The sequence below is a fragment of the Acidiluteibacter ferrifornacis genome (genome assembly GCF_009909615.1).
Classification (GTDB): Bacteria; Bacteroidota; Bacteroidia; order Flavobacteriales_E; family Vicingaceae; genus Acidiluteibacter; species Acidiluteibacter ferrifornacis.
This window is the reverse complement of record NZ_WWNE01000006.1, coordinates 1-20,543: the sequence shown is the minus strand read 5'-3', so window position 1 is coordinate 20,543 and position 20,543 is coordinate 1. Positions and strand designations below refer to the sequence as shown.

At 36.6% G+C, this 20,543-nt stretch carries 10 protein-coding genes; 5 read left to right on the top strand and 5 right to left on the bottom strand.

Going from position 1 to position 20,543, the window contains the following annotated elements; genetic code table 11:
• Positions 1-8 precede the first annotated feature (8 nt).
• Genes GQN54_RS06605 through GQN54_RS06585 form a run of 5 tightly spaced genes read left to right on the top strand, consistent with a single transcriptional unit; the run spans position 9 to position 8,735 of the window.
• Positions 9-2,192 carry a T9SS type A sorting domain-containing protein gene (locus GQN54_RS06605; protein WP_160632744.1) on the top strand — a complete coding sequence of 728 codons (2,184 nt, stop codon included), beginning with the start codon at positions 9-11 and terminating at the stop codon, positions 2,190-2,192.
• A 50-nt stretch (positions 2,193-2,242) separates the two neighbouring features.
• A complete protein-coding gene (locus GQN54_RS06600; protein ID WP_160632743.1) occupies positions 2,243-3,670 on the top strand; it encodes a fibronectin type III domain-containing protein in 1,428 nt (475 codons plus the stop codon).
• Positions 3,671-3,673: 3 nt separating this feature from the next.
• Entirely contained in the window at positions 3,674-6,523 is a 2,850-nt protein-coding gene (locus GQN54_RS06595; RefSeq protein WP_160632742.1) for a TonB-dependent receptor, read from the top strand.
• Positions 6,524-6,525: 2 nt separating this feature from the next.
• Positions 6,526-7,542, top strand: a complete 1,017-nt coding sequence (locus tag GQN54_RS06590; RefSeq protein WP_160632741.1) for a PorV/PorQ family protein — start codon at positions 6,526-6,528, stop codon at positions 7,540-7,542.
• Positions 7,542-8,735, top strand: a complete 1,194-nt coding sequence (locus GQN54_RS06585; protein WP_160632740.1) for an NHL repeat-containing protein — start codon at positions 7,542-7,544, stop codon at positions 8,733-8,735. Before GQN54_RS06590 ends, GQN54_RS06585 begins: the two co-directional genes overlap by 1 nt.
• A gap of 73 nt (positions 8,736-8,808) precedes the next feature.
• Here GQN54_RS06585 and GQN54_RS06580 read toward each other — a convergent pair whose 3' ends face one another.
• The 5 genes from GQN54_RS06580 to GQN54_RS06560 all read right to left on the bottom strand — a co-directional run.
• Positions 8,809-10,437 carry an acyl-CoA carboxylase subunit beta gene (locus GQN54_RS06580; RefSeq protein WP_160633137.1) on the bottom strand — a complete coding sequence of 543 codons (1,629 nt, stop codon included), beginning with the start codon at positions 10,435-10,437 and terminating at the stop codon, positions 8,809-8,811.
• A gap of 137 nt (positions 10,438-10,574) precedes the next feature.
• Positions 10,575-11,813 (bottom strand): T9SS type A sorting domain-containing protein, encoded by a 1,239-nt coding sequence (locus GQN54_RS06575; RefSeq protein WP_160632739.1) that lies wholly within the window; start codon positions 11,811-11,813, stop codon positions 10,575-10,577.
• 132 nt (positions 11,814-11,945) lie between these two features.
• Positions 11,946-13,196: a T9SS type A sorting domain-containing protein gene (locus GQN54_RS06570; RefSeq protein ID WP_160632738.1), complete on the bottom strand. Its 1,251-nt coding sequence runs from the start codon at positions 13,194-13,196 to the stop codon at positions 11,946-11,948.
• 129 nt (positions 13,197-13,325) lie between these two features.
• Positions 13,326-19,391 (bottom strand): T9SS type A sorting domain-containing protein, encoded by a 6,066-nt coding sequence (locus tag GQN54_RS06565; protein ID WP_160632737.1) that lies wholly within the window; start codon positions 19,389-19,391, stop codon positions 13,326-13,328.
• Positions 19,392-19,649: 258 nt separating this feature from the next.
• On the bottom strand, positions 19,650-20,543 hold an 894-nt coding region (locus tag GQN54_RS06560), incomplete at its 5' end, for a T9SS type A sorting domain-containing protein (RefSeq protein ID WP_160632736.1).

The window sequence follows — 20,543 nt, the reverse complement described above, 5'->3', positions numbered from 1 at the left end:
TTGAAATGATGAAAAAAATTTTACTTTCTTTAGTTGCAATGGCAGCAGGAACTTGGGCAATGGCTCAAACACCTGTTTCTATTTATGACATTAGTTATGTCAGTCCTTCAGATTTAGCTGCTTGTATTGATACCAATCAATACTTAGGAGATACAGTAATTACTCGAGGTTACGTCGTTACACCTGGAAATTTGTCTGAAGTAGCTTCAAGTTCGGTAACAGGTGGATCTCGCCCTTTTATCTATTTATTAGATACTGCTTCGGCTAATGGCGCGGCAGGTTCTTTCTTGGGTATTGAAGTGATGGGAGCAGTAGGTAATACTCCCGCTCCAGCAATTGAAGGTGCTCAATCAGGTGATTTGATTGAAATTACTGGAATTGTTAATCAGTATCAAGGTGGATTGCAATTAACTCCTTTAACAAGTAGTTCTGTGACGTTAATTACTCCATCTGCGATTACTCCAACTCCAGCATTGATCTCTATTGGAGATTTAAATGACCAAAGTAGAGTGAATAAATTAACAACTGGAGAACAATGGGAAGGCTCTTTTGTAGAATTTCAAAATGTAACTGTTATTGGTGTAAGTTTTTTTGGCGGTGGTTCTAGAGTTAGTTTTGATATCGCTGATGCGAATGGAAATGAAATTAATGTATCCGATGAGTTTTTAGCACAGCGTTTACCATCTCATACGGTCGTTAATCCAAATTCTCCGAATTCTGTAGCTAACGGTGGACCTGGAACTGGGACATTTGTTGCTCCAGTTGTTGGAACAGTGTATAGTTCAATCAAAGGAATGATTAGACACTCTGAAAATGGCTGTACTGGTGGAACAGGAAGAGGTTATGAATTGAATCCTTTTGACTCTACGCATTATGTAAAGGGTGCTACACCTCCTTCAATTACCAACGTAGTTAGAAATCCAATAGTTCCGAATGCAACTCAAACCGTTACGATTACAGCTGATATTATTGATAATGATGGAGTAGTAACTTCAGCGAGTCTATTTTACTCTGCAGATCCAGCTGCAACTCGTTCAACATTTACTTCCGTAGCAATGACTGCTACTGGTAATTCTTACACAGCTACAATTCCTGCTTTTCCATTAGATACAATGGTAAGATACTTTATTGAAGCAACAGATGATAGTTCCAACGTATCTTCATACCCGAGTGCTAATAGTGTTGCTTTTTACACTGTTAGATCTACTGGTTTTTCAATTGTTGATGTTCAGAACCCTGGACCTAACTCAAGTACGGACTCCCCTTATGACGGACAGTCAGTTACGTTCACAGGAGCAGTTACTGCTACTTTGAATCAGTATAATTTAGGTTATGTTTACATTCAGGATACTATTGCTACAGAATACGCGGGTGTTTATGTTACAGGAAATGCTGCTTTAGCAGGATTGGCTATAGGTGATGTAGCTACAATTACCGGTGACGTATCTGAGGTTTATGGAGTAACTACTGTAACTGTAACAAACGTTACTAAATTGAATACCACATTTAATATAGCTCCTATTTCAGTAACACCTGATGCTAATTTTGATGCAAAAGCTGAGATGTATGAAGGGATGTTGATTAGTTTAGATGATCCTAATAATGGAAAAATTGATATCATTGAAGCAGACTTAAACAACGGTGAGTTTGGTATTGGTTTGTCAGGATCTAATGATTTTGTTAGAGTTCTTAGCGGAAGAGTTAGTGGTACTACTGCTCAATCTTCATTAAATGTTTCTTTAGTAACTGACTCTTTCTATATCCAGAATCAAGGAGTAATGAATGTTCCTGCTATTATCACTGATACCACTCAAGATATGGATGCAATGGTTGGAATTCTTTGGTATTCTTTTGGAACTTTTAAATTAACTCCTAGAAATAATGCAGACATCATTAACTTCTCACTTCCTCTAGTGATTGTTGGTGCAAAGGAAGAAGTTAATAATACTATCAATATGAAGTATTATCCAAACCCTGCTTCAAGCAATGTTACTATTGAGGTTAAAAATGCAGAAGGCGTTAATTATGAAGCGTTTTTCTATGACTTAAAAGGTCAATTGTTAAAGTCTGAATCTTTAAGAAATACTACGAATAACGTAAATGTTTCTGATTTTAACAATGGTATCTATATTGTTAGAATCATGAATAACAATGAAGTGGTAGGTACTACTAAGTTGGTTATTTCAAAATAATTTCATTTATTGGGGAGCGGATTTAATTCTGCTCCCCATTATTTTTATCTATGAAGCATTTAGTATACATTTTTTGTTTCTTGTTTTTAGTCGCTTGCGACAAAGGAGAGAAGGATTTTAATCAATCTCCTGAAACACAATTTTCTATTAAGGAAATTAATTTAACTGGCGAAAATCGATTGAACAGCGTGGTTCGATTAAGCTGGTATGGAAAAGACCCAGATGGTTACGTTAAAGGATATGAACTTTCCTTTGACAATAACACATGGAGTTATGTCACTAATCAAGATTCAACTTTCAGATTTTCCATATCTGCCGAGTCGGATACTGTTGACATCAATATCTATGTTAGAGCAGTGGACAACGAAGGGTTAGTAGATCCTTCACCTGCATTTTTAAGAATACCTTTAAAAAATACACCACCAGAAGCTACTTTTAACGAACAATTGGAGTTTCCTGATAGTGCGAATATTGTTGTCACCGGAGCATGGACTGCTTCCGATGTAGATGGCAACGAATCTATCAAAGCTGCTTATCTAAAAATTAATGATGGGCAGTGGTTTGAAATCAATAGAGATAGAAAAACTTTTTCAATCATCCCTGAGAATCCATCGACTAGTGGAAGAGGGAATGCATTGATATATTATGAAAATGACAAAAATCCGAGTTCACTTATTTTAGATGGACTTCGAGTGAATGATACCAATACTTTCTATTTAAAAGTTGTAGACGTTTCAAATGCAGAAAGTAAAGTAGATACCTCTACCACTTTTTATTTAAAAGGAAAGAATAATGACGTCTTGTTAATTGCAGGGCTTTCGACTATTCCCGCCAATATATATAAATCTACTTTGAATAATATTGGTGTTTCATACGATTATATCGACTTTCTAGTCAACTCTTCAGAGAATTTACCGCGGTTGTGGAATCCTACTTTTACACTAATGCTTTTGCAATACGAAAAAGTGGTCTTCTTCTCTGATGAATCTGCTGTAATCAATCCGTATAACAATCAATCTGGTATGCTATTGGAATTTGCAGCTCCTTCATTTCAAGAGTATGCAAACATCGGTGGAAAATTCCTCATTACTACAGATTTTAAAACCACTTCAAATATGGATCCCATTTATGGGGTAATGCCGATAGACACATTGGCAGAGTCCTCAGATTTTGGAGTTCGTATTTTTAATGATAGTGCGATTGTTCCAACGAATAATCAATTTCCTTTGCTGTATCCTGCGAATTTTGTTGATGCGGTAAATACATTCTATCCAACTTCAGATGCAGAAGTGTTTTACACGGGACAAATAAAAAAACCTAATAACAACTGGAGAGGGCCAAATATAGTAGGATCTGTTCGTAAAAGAAACGGTAAAGCTTTTCAGGTTTTCTTTTCAGTTCAGTTGTGGAAATTCAATAAGAACCAATCAGATTTAGACGCATTGTTTAATCAAGTATTGAATGTAGAATTCAATTAATAGATGAAGAAATTTAACTTTTTAATAGCGCTTCTTATCATATGTTTTCATCCACTTTTTGCGCAAGAGGATCAAGGAGAAGTAGCCAATACTGGAACCATTAAAGGGGTTATATTAGATGAACAAACAGGAGAGCCATTAATTGGAGCTACTGTATTGGTTGTTGGTACATATAGAGGAGCTTCTGCTGATTTGGATGGAAATTTTGAGTTTTTAAAAATGAAGCCTGGGGATTATTCCCTAAAATTTACCTTTATAGGTTTTGGAGAAAAGCAGTACAACGGTGTAACCGTGAAGGCCGGAGAAACAACTACTCTTAATGTAAAAATGCTACCTGCTTCACAGACATTAGAAGGAGTTACTATTGTCGGAAATAAGAGTATCGTAAATTTGGAATCCGCTAGCACAGAGGTTAAGATTTCACGGGAAGAAATCAAGGAAATGAATGTGAGGGATGTTCAAGAATTGGCAGCTATGCAAACTGGAGTTAATAAAACTCCTGATGGTCTGCAGATTCGTGGGGCAAGAGTATACGAAACGAGATATGTTGTTGATGGAATATCAGCTCAGGATCCATTAGCAGGAACTGGTTTTGGTGTAGATGTTTCTTCTAGTTCTATTGAAAGTTTGAATATTATTACTGGTGGAGTTGGTGCCGAATATGGCGATGGCTCTTCAGGGATTATTTCTACTACCATTCGTGAAGGTGGCGAGACCATTGAGATTTCAGGAAGTTGGCAACGAGATAATTTTGGATTCAATAAAAATCAAGGTACTGCTTGGAATACTGATATTGCTGAATTTTCTATTGGAGGACCTCTCCCATTTACCAACAAACGAGTTTCATTCTTTGTGAATGCAACGATGAATTTGTCAGATAATTATTTTGGTCCAACTGCGGATCAATTGCATTCCTCTTTATTCACTAGCAACGATTCTTTATGGTCTCCTAGACAAGATAACGCATATACCAATACCGTAAAGCTGGGTTATAAATTTAAGAAGGGAACCAAAATAACGATTACTAATCAGCATAGTTTAAGAGTAAATCAAAACACGAGAACACTCCAAATAGTGGGTTTTGATGCCATCCTCCAACCTGGATTTCAATGGGAAAGGAGTCTGAATCTGGACAATGCTACCACCTATACGCATCAGTCCAATTTGACGGCATTAAATCTAAAGCATTTGATCAATGACCAATGGTGGTTTAATGTATCAGTTGGACGCTTATTTACCAATCTGCGAGCAGATGCAAATGGAAGACCTTTCAGATACCCAACAGTGGATCAGATTTATGACGAAAGCTCAATTGTTACTGACCCGGTTACTATCTTTAATCCTGGAAGTGATGTGCAGTATGTTCTTCCTGGCCCAGGATTATATAATAATGGTGGTATATCTCCTGTTTGGCACGATCACTATGCAAGAGAGTTGACATTAAATACTTCATTCTCTAGATACTCTAAAACAGGAGACAATAAGCTCTCATTCGGCTTTGAGCACAAATCTACAGCCTATCAATGGGTGGATGTTACAAAACCATGGATCGGAGCGCCAATTGTAATTAACGACTCATTAACAACACCTTCAACAAGTGTTGGTTCTTCTAATGATATATGGGCAGTAAAGCCTTTTAATGGTGGATTCTTTATTTCAGATGAGATCCACTACAAAGGAATTATAGCGACAGTTGGAGCTCGATTAAATTATTGGGCACCAGGAAAATTTGCTGATAATGCAGTAGAAGATCCGAACTCTCCAGTAATTGACCAAGTTCGAACAGATTATAAAGACAAAACAGTTGGTTTTGCGGGGTATAGAATCAAGACTCGGTTATTACCGAAAATCAATGTCTCGTTCCCTGTAACGGAAAACAATGTCTTGTATTTCAATTACGGACACTCCATGAAACTGCCTCATCCTAGATTTTTATATGCTGGTTTGGATCCGGATTACCAAGATCAATCGTTTTTATCTAACCTAGGTAATCCAGATATTGACCCTGAAGTAAACATTTCCTATGAAATTGGTTACAAAGCTCAAATTACAAAGGATTTTGGTGTAAATGTAGCTGCTTTTAATAACAATAGATTTGACTATATCGTTCAACGAAGTGTAATTGTAAACGACCAAACAGGAAGACCCGTTACTAAACGGATGTATATCAATCAGGATTATGCTAAAGTAATTGGAGTAGAAGCAGGAATATCTAATCGATTTGGAAAGCATATTAGAACCTTTTTAAATGTGACCTATCAGGTAGCGAGAGGAAAGTCAAACTCCGCCAGAGAGTCCGGATTGCAAATTGAGCAAAATGGTTCTGTACCATTGACTTCTGAGCAATATTTGGCATTTGATCGTCCATGGGACATTACAGCAGGTTTGGTATTAAAAGGTGATACAACTTTGAGAATTTTTGGTGTATCCACCAATGGGTTTAGAGCATTTTTCTCTATGAATTATCAATCAGGATTTAGATACACTCCATATGCGTTCGATGGCTACAACGATCTTGGCCGACCATTATACCGATTAGAAGAAGATAAATACCTTTCTAAAAGCGCTAAAGCTTGGTTTAGTGGTGACTTAAAACTGAGTAAGGATATTCCATTGAAAGATAAAAATTCTGGAATTACAGTTTCTGTAGAGATTCGAAATATATTCAATAACAAAAATGCACAGATCATTAATCCAATCACAGGCGAAGGTTATGAAATCGGGGATGATGTGCCAAATGAATGGAGAGACCCAAGATATATTGGGCCTGAGGAAAGTGGAGTACCTTCGGATAATCCTGCTAGGTACTTAGCTCCAAGACACATTTTATATGGGATAGCATTTAGATTTTAAGCATGAAAAAAACATTATATATATCATTATTATTTTTGGGATTCATTTTTTCTAGTGATACCTCGGCGCAGTTGCTACCCAACTTTGGAGGGCAAAGGGCCGGCTTGTCATCTTTATCGTTTTTAAAAAACGACATGAGTCCTCGATCAGCAGGTTTATCAGGAACGAGTGTGGCATTAAGTGGTGATGCCTATTCATTATATACCAATCCCGCTTCAGCTACAGATGCCAAAGGGTTTACATTGGCCACCTCAAGCTTAAGTCTGGGAGCTGGCGTTCAACAGTCTTTTGTTTCTGCCATACTTCCCAGAAAAAATGAGTCAGCATTTGGGTTGACTTTAAATATACTGAACTCAGGTAAGATGGATGTTCGGACTGAATTTCAGCCAGAAGGAACCGGGGAGCAGTTTTACGTAACAAATTTAGCAGCAGGCTTTAGTTACTCAAAAAAGTTGTCTGATATGTTTTCGGCGGGTGTAAGTTTCAAATACATCTACGAACAGATTGCAGAATATAGAAACTCTACAGTAGCAGTTGATGTTTCATTCCTATACTATACCGATTATAAGGACTTAAAGTTTGCGGTAATGGTGCAAAATTTTGGAGGGAATTCGGCTTTGAGTGGAGATGAAGTGCAAGTAAACTTTAACCGTGATTTGAACTCATTGGAGTTGCAAGATTATACAGTACCCACTGTATTTAAATTAGGAGCTTCCATGGTACCACTTAAAAAGGAGAGGTATTCTTTAACTACCTCTGTACAATTAAATCACCCCAATGACAATGCGGAGAACTATAGAGCCGGTTTGGAATTCGAATACATGAAGTTATTGTTTGTTAGGACTGGTATAAAATTGAATATAGAAGGGCAAGGATTACCAACATTTGGTCTGGGAGTGAGAGCCAACGTAGCAGGGTTTCCCATCCATATAGATTATGCAGCTAATCCTACAGAATATTATGGATTTCAACATATGATAGGACTTTCAATGGCATTTAATAAAATGGAGGAGCGATAATGAAGAGTATTAAAGTATTTCAATTTTTAGGATTGACCTCAATTTTGCTATTCACTTCATGTGAAAAATATTTTGGGGATAAAACCAATTTGGATTTTATCGAAGTTCCAACACAAAACTATAGAGAGGTGGCATATGTGCCAGTGCAGCCTGTATTGGATAACTTCGTTCGCCCAACTTTTGTTTTGGCAGGCTTTGATGAGTTAATTTATGTGGTAGATAATGCCACTGAAGAGATTGTTGCAATGGACGAATCAGGGCGAGAATTGGGCAGAAAATCAGTTCCAGGAGTAATTTCTATAGCGCAAGATAGGCGATTGGATATTTTAGCAATCGGAAGAAAAGATACTATGATTAGTGGAACTTTAAGAAAACTGACATGTATATATAGATTGGATCTTTCATCTCCATTAGGCTATGGCATAAAGTATGCAAAAATTACAAATGAAGTTATTCATCCTTTTTATGATCGAACTACTTTATTATCAAATGATGATTTAGTTAAATTTAATGGAATTGGTACATTGTCGGATAATAAGTATTATGTTACGAGAACGGGTCCAAACAACACCGCTTCATCTGCTAGAACTCCTGATGATGCTGTATTGCAGTTTGATGCCAATGATAATTTTATTACACCAATTGCTGTAAACGTTAGTGGTGCAAATGATAGATTCTATTTTAAGAAACCTTATGCGATTTCATCTTTTGTAAAACCACCACAGATTAACGCATCGTCTAGTCAAAATTTTATTGTTACCTCTTTGAATGATGAAACAGTTTTGAAACTCCAAGTCATAGAGTATTCAGAGTCAGATTTTGGAAGTCAGTATAATTCAGTTGTTGCTCCTCCTGGAGATGCATCAGAAGCTGATGGTTTTCTATTTACACCTTATAAGTTTGAGCAGCCTTATGGTGTTACAATTACTGGTGATGGGACCAATTACATTTTTGTAGCGGATCGAGAAAAAGACTCCATTTATCAGTTTTCAGGAAATGGATTCGAAGGTGTAACGCCACCACCCGCATCGGGAGAAACCAAATTTGTTAAAACTTCATTTGGTGGAACAGGAGTCGAGTTGAATCAGTTTAAAGAACCAACTTCAGTTGCCTACAACAATAAGATATTATATGTAGCAGATGCTGGTAATGGCAGAGTGTTGCGGTTTAAATTAACACTGGATATTCGATAGAGTGTCTATCATAATCACCAAAAAGGGAGTCTAAATTTTAGACTCCCTTTTTGGTGGTATAAACTTTTGTTTTCTAAGTCTGCATTACTCCAACATTAAATGGCTTTTCAATAGGAGCATGATTTGCTGCTTCTATACCCATTGAGATCCAATCTCTGGTATCTTTAGGGTCAATGATGGCATCTACCCATAAACGAGATGCAGCGTAATAGGGAGAAGTCTGATCGTCGTAATTGGATTCAATTTCTTCTAATAACTTTTCTTTGGCTTCATCGGTGATAACCTCTCCCTTTGATTTTAACGAAGCTACTTTTATCTGCAATAGTACTTTTGCTGCTTGAGCGCCGCCCATAACTGCCAATCTAGCCGTTGGCCACGCAACAATTAATCGAGGATCGTAAGCTTTTCCACACATAGCATAGTTTCCTGCTCCATAAGAATTGCCCATTAAAATAGTGAATTTAGGAACCACAGAGTTGGCCATAGCATTCACCATTTTAGCCCCATCTTTTATGATACCTGCATGCTCAGATTTAGACCCGACCATAAATCCGGTAACATCTTGCAGGAATACCAATGGAATCTTCTTTTGATTGCAATTCATGATGAAACGAGCTGCCTTGTCGGCGGAATCAGAATAGATAACACCACCAAATTGCATTTCTCCCTTTTTAGTTTTTACCAACGTCCGTTGATTAGCCACAATGCCTATTGCCCAGCCATCTATCCGAGCATATCCACAAACTAATGTTTGACCATACAATTCTTTAAATTCCTCGAAGGTGTTATCATCCACCAAGTTGGCAATTACATCCTTTACATTGTATTGTTTAGAACGGTCTTCAGGAATTTGGCTGTAAATATCTTTCAAAGGTGATTTGGGTAAAACTGCTTTTTTACGGTTAAATCCCGCTTTGTCAAAATCGCCAATCTTATCCATGATGTTTCGGATAGATGTTAAACAAGCTTCATCGTTTTCACATTTATGATCAATAACTCCTGATATTTCACTTTGAGTAGTGGCGCCACCAAGTGTTTCATTGTCGATGTTTTCACCGATTGCGGCTTTCACCAAATAGCTTCCTGCTAAAAAAATAGTTCCTGTTTTGTCTACGATTAATGATTCGTCGCTCATAATAGGTAGATAAGCTCCACCAGCAACACAACTTCCCATTACCGCCGCAATTTGGGTAATTCCCATTGCCGACATTTTCGCATTGTTTCTAAATATCCGTCCAAAGTGTTCTTTATCAGGGAAAACTTCGTCTTGAAGGGGTAAGAATACACCCGCACTATCTACTAAATATATGATTGGGATGCGGTTTTCCATAGCTATCTCTTGAGCTCTCAAGTTTTTCTTAGCAGCAATAGGAAACCAAGCACCTGCTTTTACTGTGGCATCATTAGCTACCACTAAACATTGTTTACCTGATACATAACCCATTTTTATTACAACTCCCGCTGAGGGGCATCCACCGTACTCTTCATACATATCATTGGCTACAAATGCTCCAATTTCAATACTTTTTGAGTTTTTATCTAGTAAAAAATCGATACGTTCTCTTGCAGTTAGTTTCCCTTCTGCATGTTGTTTCGCAATTCGTTTTTCTCCACCGCCTTTGTAGATTTCTTCCAATTTTCTGTTCATCTGAGAGATCAACAAACGCATGCTGTCATCATTTTTACTTTTCTCTAAATCTATCTTCTTCGCCATAGCTGTATTTTATCCTTTGAAGTTCAAATATAATTAAACAATCAGTTTTGTATTTGAGTTCACCGAATTAAAAAGCCCCCAAGAATAATCTTGAGGGCTGATAAAATTTAGGATTGAATTAATGTTTAATTCACCACTAATTTTTTTGTGACTATAGAAGAGCCATTCACCACTTTTACGAAGTATACTCCGCTTTCAAAAGTAGAGACATCAATCACTTTTGAGGCAAGGCCATTTTGAATGGATATTGATTCATTCAACACTTGTTGACCTTTAATATTTTCAATAATTAATGTGTGGTTTTTATTTTCATTTGCATTTAATGAAATGGTTATATTTTGATTGGAAGGGTTGGGGTGAAGTTTAAAGTTTTTAGCCTTTAAATTATTATTTCCAACTACTGTTGACATTGCTTGAATTTGAAATCTAAAATTATCAACTGCAAATCCATCATTTTGAATGGTACCATTCGACTTGAATGCATATCGAAATTTCACTTGAGAAAATCCTCCTATCCCTGTAAAAAAGTTAAAGACAGGAATATAGTTGCCCGAGCCACTACTTGAAGAACCTGTCCATATATTTGAGTAGAAATTGAAAGAAGCACTTGAGGGTAGTACCCTTGTCCAAGAGTTTCCCCCATCGATTGACTGTTCCATCCATACCATGTCCGTATCGGACTCCATATTATACAATAATTCAAAATACATTTCAAATCCATCAGTTTGAACGAATAAAGAAAGATCAAAACACGGAGTTTCAATGTATGATAATTCATTGGCATTATAGTTTCCAGTTGCATTAGTCACGTATGCTTTAAAGCCCCCTGCAGGACCACTAATGTATAACGTACTTGGTGTACCCCTTCCCCAAGAATTATTAATTCCATAGGTTAACCAAGAATTTATTGAATCTTCAAAGTCGTTGAAGTAAAAAGGAGTAGTTTGATTCAATTGGTAAATTGAGCTAGACCTAATAGTTTTACTTAAAGTATCGTTCAACGAATTCGTGTCACTAGTCAACGCAGTATATACTTGAATTTCATACACTCCGGTGGTTTGCAAATTTACAGTCGAGGTGAAGGTATAATTAAAACTGCTTCCTCCTAAAATGGATGAAGTGATTGTCTCTGTTACTAGTGCTCCTCCGTTTAGTCGGTAAGAAATCGGAATATTAGAAACCGCAACCGAATCATGGTTGTGAATTTTCACTTCAACAAATGATAAGGTAGTAATTCCGCAATCTGAAACAGGAGAAAGAATGGAATCCACCGATAAATCAATAGCAGTACTATTGAACGAAAGGAGTAGGATTGCTATAGATGTAATAAAGTGTCGAAAGGAGTAGATTTGATTTTTATTCATAGGTAATGTATTGAAGTTTAGACAATTTAAAGAACGTAATTTTTAGAATTAAAAACAAATCAATTCTTTGTAAAAATAAAAGCCCCCAAGAAAAACCTTGAGGGCTGATAAAAATTAGGATTGAATTAATGTTTAGTTCACCACTAATTTTTTAGTGACGATAGAAGAGCCATTCACTACTTTTACGAAGTAGATGCCGCTTTTAAATTGAGATACATCGATCACTTTTGAGGCAAGGCCATTTTGAATGGGTATTGATTCTTTCAACACTTGTTGACCTTTAATATTTTCAATAATTAATGTGTGCCTTTCTTTTTCAATCGAATTAAATGAAATGGTAATATTTTGATTGGAAGGGTTGGGGTGAAGGTTAAAATCGACATGCTTAAAGTTGTTGGTTTCTATGTTTGTGATCCAATATGGGGGATTAATTCTAAAATTGTCAATTGCAAATCCATCATCTTGAACTGTTCCATTAGATTTAAATACAAATCGAAACTTTACTTTTGAGCGGCCACCAATGTTATCTGCTATATGCATCGTAGGTATGAAATTTCCAGCTCCTGCATTAGATATTCCTGTCCATGCTTTTAATGAGGTGTCATTGTATACATTGATAGATAGGGTTTTAGGGAGTATTTTTGTCCAAGCATTTCCTCCATCTACTGATTGTTCTATCCAAACATAGTCTGAATCTGGTTCCAATCTATACAAGCATTCAAAAATAAGGTCAAAATAATCAGTTTGATCGAAAAATGATAAATCAAAACAAGGTGTTTCAATGTACGATAATTCATTGGCATTATAGTTTCCAGTTGCATTGGTAACAAATGCAGTAGATCCTGTTGCTGCATTACTGATATAGCTGGTACTAGGTGTTTCCATTTCCCAAGAATTATTGGTTCCATATGTCACCCATTCAATCGGAGGCCTATCGAAGTCATAGAAATAGAAAGGGTTTGTAAAATTCAGAGGATGTATATACCCATTTACAACTGTTTTACTTAAAGTATCGTTCAACGAATTCGTGTCACTAATCAACGCAGTATATATTTGAACTTCATAAACTCTATGGGTTTGCATATTTACAGTCGAGGTGAAGGTATAATTAAAACTACTTCCTCCTAAAATACTTGATGTAATTATTTCTGTTACGGTAGCTCCACCATTTAAACGGTAAGAAATCGGAATATTAGAAACCGCAACCGAATCGTGGTTGTGAATTTTTACTTCAACAAAAGATAGGGTAGAGATCCCGCAATCTGAAACAGGAGAAAGAATGGAATCCACCGATAAATCAATAGCAGTACTATTGAACGAAAGGAGTAGGATTGCTATAAATGTTATAAAGTGTCGAAAGGAGTAGATTTGATTTTTATTCATAGGTAATGTATTGAATTTTAGACAATTTAAAGTACGTAAATTTTAGAATTAAAAACAAATCAATTCATTACAAAAAAAGCCCCCAAGAAAAATCTTGAGGGCTGATAAAATTTAGGATTGAATTCATGTTTAATTCACTACTAATTTTTTAGTGACGATAGAAGAGCCATTCACCACTTTTACGAAGTAGATACCGCTTTCGATTTTTGATAAATCAATCACTTTGTTTGAAATTCTGTTTTTAACAGTAATTACTTCATTCACTACTTTCTGACCTTTAACGTCTTCAATAGTCATTTCATAATTTCCTGCTTCAACATTGTTGAAAGTAATGGTCACATTGTCTTTTGCAGGGTTTGGATACAATCCAAAGCTAGCATCTGTTAATCCATTTCCATCAACACCAGTATACAGTGGAGAGTTCATTCTAAACTCATCCATAGCAAATCCGTCGTTTTCATTTGATCCATTTGATCTAAATGCAAATCTAAACTTCACTTGAGAGTTTCCACCAATACCTGTTAGCGTATTCAGTACAGGTATATAATTGCCTGTTCCTCCACTTGAAAAATTATCCCAAACGTTGTCGTTAGAATTATTATAGAAGTTAATTGAACTACCACTTGGCATTACTTTCGTCCAGCTTGCCCCGTTGTTCATTGACATTTCCATCCAAACTTGATCAGAATCCATTTCTGTCTTATACAATGCTTTAAAGCTAATGTCAAAGATATCACTACTGGTGAATAGTGAAAGATCAAAACAAGGAGTTTCAATGTATGACATTTCATTGGCGTTATGATTGCCAGAAGCAGAGGTTACATAAGCATTTAAGCCACCTGCAGGACCACTAATGTAAAATGTACTTGGAGTTCCAATTTCCCATGAATTATTGGTTCCATAAGTAACCCAGTTATTAGCTGTTCCTTCGAAATCATTGTAATAGAAAGGGAATGCTTGATTTAATGGTTGAGCAAATCCACTATTAACAATGGAACTCACTGTATCATTCATTAAATCTCCATCACCTGGAACTGCTATGTATGATTTTAGGTCGTAACTTCCTACTGTTTGAAGATTCACCGTAGTAGTAAATGTGTAGTTCAAACTATTTCCAGGAAGTATAGTTGCTGTTACAGTTTCTGTAACCGCTGTTCCTCCATTTAACTCGAATGAAACAGGGAAGTTTGACATTCCTGTTAATCCAACATTAGAAATACTTACCGTAACATTCGAAGCAGATGATAGTCCACAGTTTGATACGGGAGAAACGATAGAGTCTATAGCTAAATCTACTGCTACAGTATCGAATAAACGAATCTGATCTATTGCTATATCTCCCGTGCAGCATGCTACATTAACACCTCTAAACATTATTTGAACAGACTTTCCTTGGTAACCTTGAAGGACCACTGATGTGTCTATCCAAGCATCACTTTGAGAAGTTTGTTGCTGACCAACAAAGCTTGCCACTACATTAGATACTCCATTGGTATCAATCAAAACATCCATTCTATCTACGTTTGCTCCGTAATTAAATAAAGAGTATTCCAATAGTAATGTTGTTTTATTGGGATCTACAAAAATAGGTGGTGAAGCTAAAATTGTTGTATCACCAGTAGTTCCTCCTGATGTTTCCATATACATATAGATACCACTAGTTGTTCCAAAATTAGTTCTGTCCCAAAGTGGACCTGTACTACTAGAGTTTGTATTAAATCCGGAACCTAACTCCGACTCCCAACCAAAGCCAGAAGCTGCAGTACTTGTCCAACCATTGGAGAAGTTCGGGCCGGTTTCACCAACTGTAAAGTTTTCAAAGTCTTCACTATAAGGAACTCCGTAGGCAGTAACAAAGCTATATGGTCCAACTTGAGGAGAGGAATCTGTAGCCGTACAGATTTCTCTGATGTATAAATCATACGCCGAACCAGAAGTTAAACCTGTAATGGTTGAAATTGCTGTTGCTGCTGTTCCAAAAGTACCTGTACCAGGAGTAAATCCTACTGAACCATATTCATAAGTCCATGTGGATGTAGCACCTCCTGTAATGTTTATATCTGCAGTGGTAAATGTTGCGTTTGTTATAGTTACTGCAGTAGGAGGAGGGCAAGATGGAGGATCAAATTCATCAGCTCCCATATCTACTATCGTAGAACCCGAAAGCGGACGAAGATCGCCGTCAATATCTGTTGTAACACCTACCGTGTTATCTCCTTGTCCATTTACTAAAGTTCCCAGTAAATGAAGGTCAGAATTGACATTGACGAATATTGGATTACCTTCAATACTATTGGCATTAAATCCAGGCTGGGCTAATACGTAACCAGCTAAATCTGAATAAGGCGTTCCGTTTATTGTCAGCAAACTTGATCCAGTTGTGTAAAAGTTATTGTAGTCGAAGACAGAAAACATTGTAAGATCAGAAACATTCGTATTCAATGCATCTGCGCCATTTGAATAGAAAATATTATTTCTTACGTCAAAATCTTGGCTGTTGCTTCCTGTACCGTAAAGCCTCACAGCGGAAGAAGAACTGCTGTTTGAAACGACTGTATTGTGGAAGATGTCTACACTATCCGCATAATAAACATACAATCCATAATCAGTGTCAGAATAGATCATATTGTTGATAAATTCAGTCTTAATCGTCTTAGGCCAATAGTATGTAAATATGTAATAATACAATCCATAGTCAGGAGCTGAAATATTATTTCCATTAATTCTTGCATTTGAGGTATAATAGATATAAGCTCCATCAGCATTTACATTTGCACGATCCATTAGATTGATATTATTACCGATCAAGTCGAGTGTATCACAGTAATAGGTGTAAAGACCGTAATAATAAGGTCGGCTAAAGGTATTGTTAATTAACTGGATGTTTTGAATAGCTTCTCCAGTTGACCCATATGCATAAAAACCATAGTAACCTCCTTTTATAGTGTTGTTTTCAAATCGAATGTTTCGTCCTGAACCACCTGAGGAATTTCCTGTAATATTAGAGGAAATAGAAATTCCATTTAAGGTAGAGGATGTACTCACTGTATCAACTTCCATGTAACAGTTAGAAACTGTAATATTCGAAGAGTTAGCTATGATTGCACCAACGGCGTTAGAGTTTGCAGATGCTTCAAGGCTAAAATTCTTAATAGTTACATTGTCAGTATTGTTGATAGAAATGGCTCCAATCCCAATTCCATTTCCAGGATAAGTTACAAATGTTAGAGATGAATCAACACCATCAATAAGAATTGGATTGTTTGCTCCAGAACCTTCTACATTATCTAAAGAGATATTGCTGGTGTAGTTACCAGAAGATACAGTAATACTTACAGGGCCACAAACACCGAACGTACTTAGGTTTGTTGACATAGTGTTGAGGTCAATAAAGTTCGTAGCACTTGCAGGTAGGCTTGGGTTAACAGTATAGTTTCCTACCAGCGCACCACCAACAAATCTACTAGCTGTGTCATTGGCAATGTATGAGTCAGGAGAAACTCCGTTTGGTGCACTTAACCATGCAACAAAGTCGGCTCCTACTCCAGATGCAAAAGTATAGTTCGTTAATAAAACGGTATCCTTATTTCCTGTCAATGCTCCTGCTGTATCAATTACAGTTTTATAAGCAATAGGAGTCTGTAATACACCATCAATGGACCAATTAATCATTAAACTATCGACCTTTACTGAGCCATTATTAGAAATAACAACAGATACCGGCTGAGTACTGGCACAAAATGGAGTTGCAACATCAATTTTAGCAGCTGCAACATCTAATGGTGGAGATTGAATATTAAAAGAACCGATATCATTAGCTGCTACAATTCTAGGTGCACCATTAAAATCTTCAGTTACTTGTGGTGCAGGAAAACCAGCTGCATTTAAACTAACACTCATTGGCTGAAAATCATCTAAAGCGATATTATTAAATAATGGATCAGTGTCCACATCGTTCGACCCATATCCAGAAGCTTTCCAGTCGGCTAAAGTAGATTTAGCAGAACCATTATATCCATAATAGTGATTTCCAGTTCCGGCAGAATTGATAAAAACGTTATTATGATTGGACACCGCTACAGATTGTGTGAAGTACAATCCATATATGGTTCCTGATCCACCTCTAGAAACTGACACAATATTATTTTGGAATTCAGTTCCAATAGATGCAGTAGGGTGATACATTGCGTATGAACTACCACTTGTGTTAGTCGTATTGTCTAAAGAAACTGTGTTATTATAGTAGTAAGTATTATCACTTCCTCCATCATACAATGCATAAACACTTCCTCTATGATTAAAGCCATACAATAAGTTGTTCATTACTACATTAGAATTGGATGTAGATGCATCACTACTATTGTATAGACCATAGCAAGTGGATGATGAAGTAGTGGCTCCGTCAAATAAATTATGGATCCTATTTCTATTCACAACTTGATTAGTGTGTCCAAACATATATAATCCATATAAAGTAGTAACTACAGATCGATTAGGTCTGCTGATATCGTTACCCTCATAAATCATATTATCTGAATAGTAAAGGTAATTACCGTAGTAATAAAACCCTCTAAATTTATTGTTCTTAATTAGAATGTTAGAAGAGGGTGAGGTAGAGTTACCATAAAATGAAAATCCATAATAACCTCCAATTACTGTATTGCCTTCAAAAACTAAATTATTAAAGCTCGTAGCAGACGATTGTGTTGTTTGAATTCCACTAATTCTAACCGATGAATAATTGGTGGAAGTGGAGGTGCTGTCCACAGAAAAAGTACAATTTTTTATGGTTACGTTATCAATATCATCCATATATAAAGCCACACCATATGTACTTCCACTTGCAGATATGTTTAAGCTATCTAGAGTGATATAAGAAGAATTTTCAATTGCGAAAGTTGCTCTTTCAGTTGATGTAGTAGCTGCAAAGTCCAATAATTCTCCATTTCCATTTATAATAAGCTTTGCATTTGCAGCACCTTGAATTCCTGAAACAGCAACTTGTTCCATATAAGGGCCCGAACCTGGAACGACATCAACGATAACATCTCCGCAAACGTTGGATTGGTTAATAAAGTTAAAAAAGGAAGTAAAATCAATGAAATTGGTTGCGGATGGTGCTAATAGTGAGTTTATTGTGAAATTACCACTCACTCCTGGTCCACCAATTTCAATTTTGTTGGTGTCATTAAAGGCTACTGTATCAGCAACTCCATTAACACCAGAGATCCAGAACTTCACATTATAAGGGTAAGTTCCAGTAAATTTAAATTTTCCTAAATTGATAGTTTCGATGCTATCTGGTGCTAAAACTCCTGAGTAGGTAATAGGGGTTTGTAACACACCATCTACCGACCAATTAATACTAGCTGAGTTTATTGCATTGAACCCCCAATTTTTCAGGTCGATCAGAAGTGGTATAGAGTCTCCTTGACAATAAGTAGGGGAGTTAATGGCTATAATTCCACCATCATTTTGTTGATCAGGAAAATGTTTGAAAACAAAATCATCAAAATAGGCTAGCTCGGGGCAACTATTACTGCATGCTGCATACAAGTCCATTCCTGCTAATCTATTTGTTCCGAGCACAGTTGTGTTTGATTGGGCAGAAAATGGTTGTGTGGTTATCCAAATTCCATCATAGAAGAAGTCATGCCGGTCTCTATCCAAATCAAAAATATGGGTTATCGTAACCCACTCATCCAATCGTTCAGGTATAGAATATTGTTGACCCATTACCGAAATGTAGGATTCCCCATCAGGTCCTAGATACACTTCAAAGGCAAATTCGACTCCTGTATTAGTCGCATCAATTGTATGTTGAATATTGTAATAGCCACCTGCTCCGGATATCCCTAGATTAGAAGGAATAAGAACTTTGAAATTAAATTCATACCTGCCAGAAGTAGAGTCTCCGAGGTCTAAAAGTACATCTGAAAGAGCAACTGCCGCTCCTGGGGGAAGTCCATTCCATATTTTTAATGAATTAGTACCATTAAATGCGGAGTCTCCTGAGACAAGTGCACTTGTTACGGCTCCGCCCCAGCCATTCCATAAAGGACTTTGGGGTTCAATAATGGAGTCTGTAACATAAGTCTCAAAATCATCCTGCCAGATTATTTGAGCACTTAAATTGAGGTTTGTAAATAATAGCAATGAGAACACTACCCTTATTAAAGGCATAATTTTTTTCATAGTTTATTAGTTTAAGTTAGAATTTACGGAACCCCAATTTAATTAAAATTTGTTAAAAGGCAGCATTTCGAGACATTCTTTAATGTTTCTCAATTTTCAAATAGCCACACTATTCTTGTTTTATAGAATATTAATAGTTTTAATATGAAAGGTATACGAGATTTGTTTATCTATATTCGTGTAAAATGGTATTAAAAAAGCCCCCAAGATTTAAATCTTGGGGGCTTTTGATTGTTATAGTTGAATGAACGCTATCTTTTAGTTCACTACTAACTTTTTCGTAACAGTTGAAGTACCATTTACTAATCTTACAAAGTAAACGCCTTTCTCAAACTGTGAAGTATTCACTTCTCTAGTTGAGTTGCTGTTTTTAACAGCGATTACTTCGTTCACTACTTTCTGACCTTTTACGTCTTCTATAGTCAACTCATAATTACCAGTTGCTACATTGTTGAATGAAATGGTTACTTGCTCTCTCGTTGGGTTTGGATATAATCCAAAACTTGAAGCATCTAAGCTATTCTTTCCAACTCCTATATATAATGGAGAGTTGATTCTAAAGTTATCTAATGCAAACCCGTCATTCTCTATACTTCCGTTGGATTTGAATACAAATCTAAACTTCACTTGAGACACTCCACCTATTCCTGTAATGGTATTAAATACCGGAATATAGTTTCCTGCTCCTCCGTTAGAGAATCCATCCCAAACATCATCGGTAGTATTGTTGTAGAAGTTTATCGCAAAAGTAGCTGCTGCTACTTTAGACCATGTCAATCCATTGTCCATTGTCATCTCCATCCATACTTGGTCTGAATCTGATTCTGTTCTGAACAATGCATCAAATATGATCTCAAACTCATCTGCTGCATTAAAGATCGACAAGTCAAAACATGGTGTTTCGATGTACGACAGTTCGTTCGCATTGTGGTTACTCGCTGCTGATGTTACATAAGCATTCATTCCGCCTGCAGGACCGCTGATGAAGAACGTACTTGGGGTTCCTATTTCCCATGAATTATTGGTTCCATAAGTTACCCAATTGTTGGTAGCTCCTTCAAAGTCGTTGTAGTAGAACGGGAATGCTTGGTTCAACGGTTGTGCAAATCCACTATTAATGGTAGAAACGATGGTATCGTTCAACACATCTCC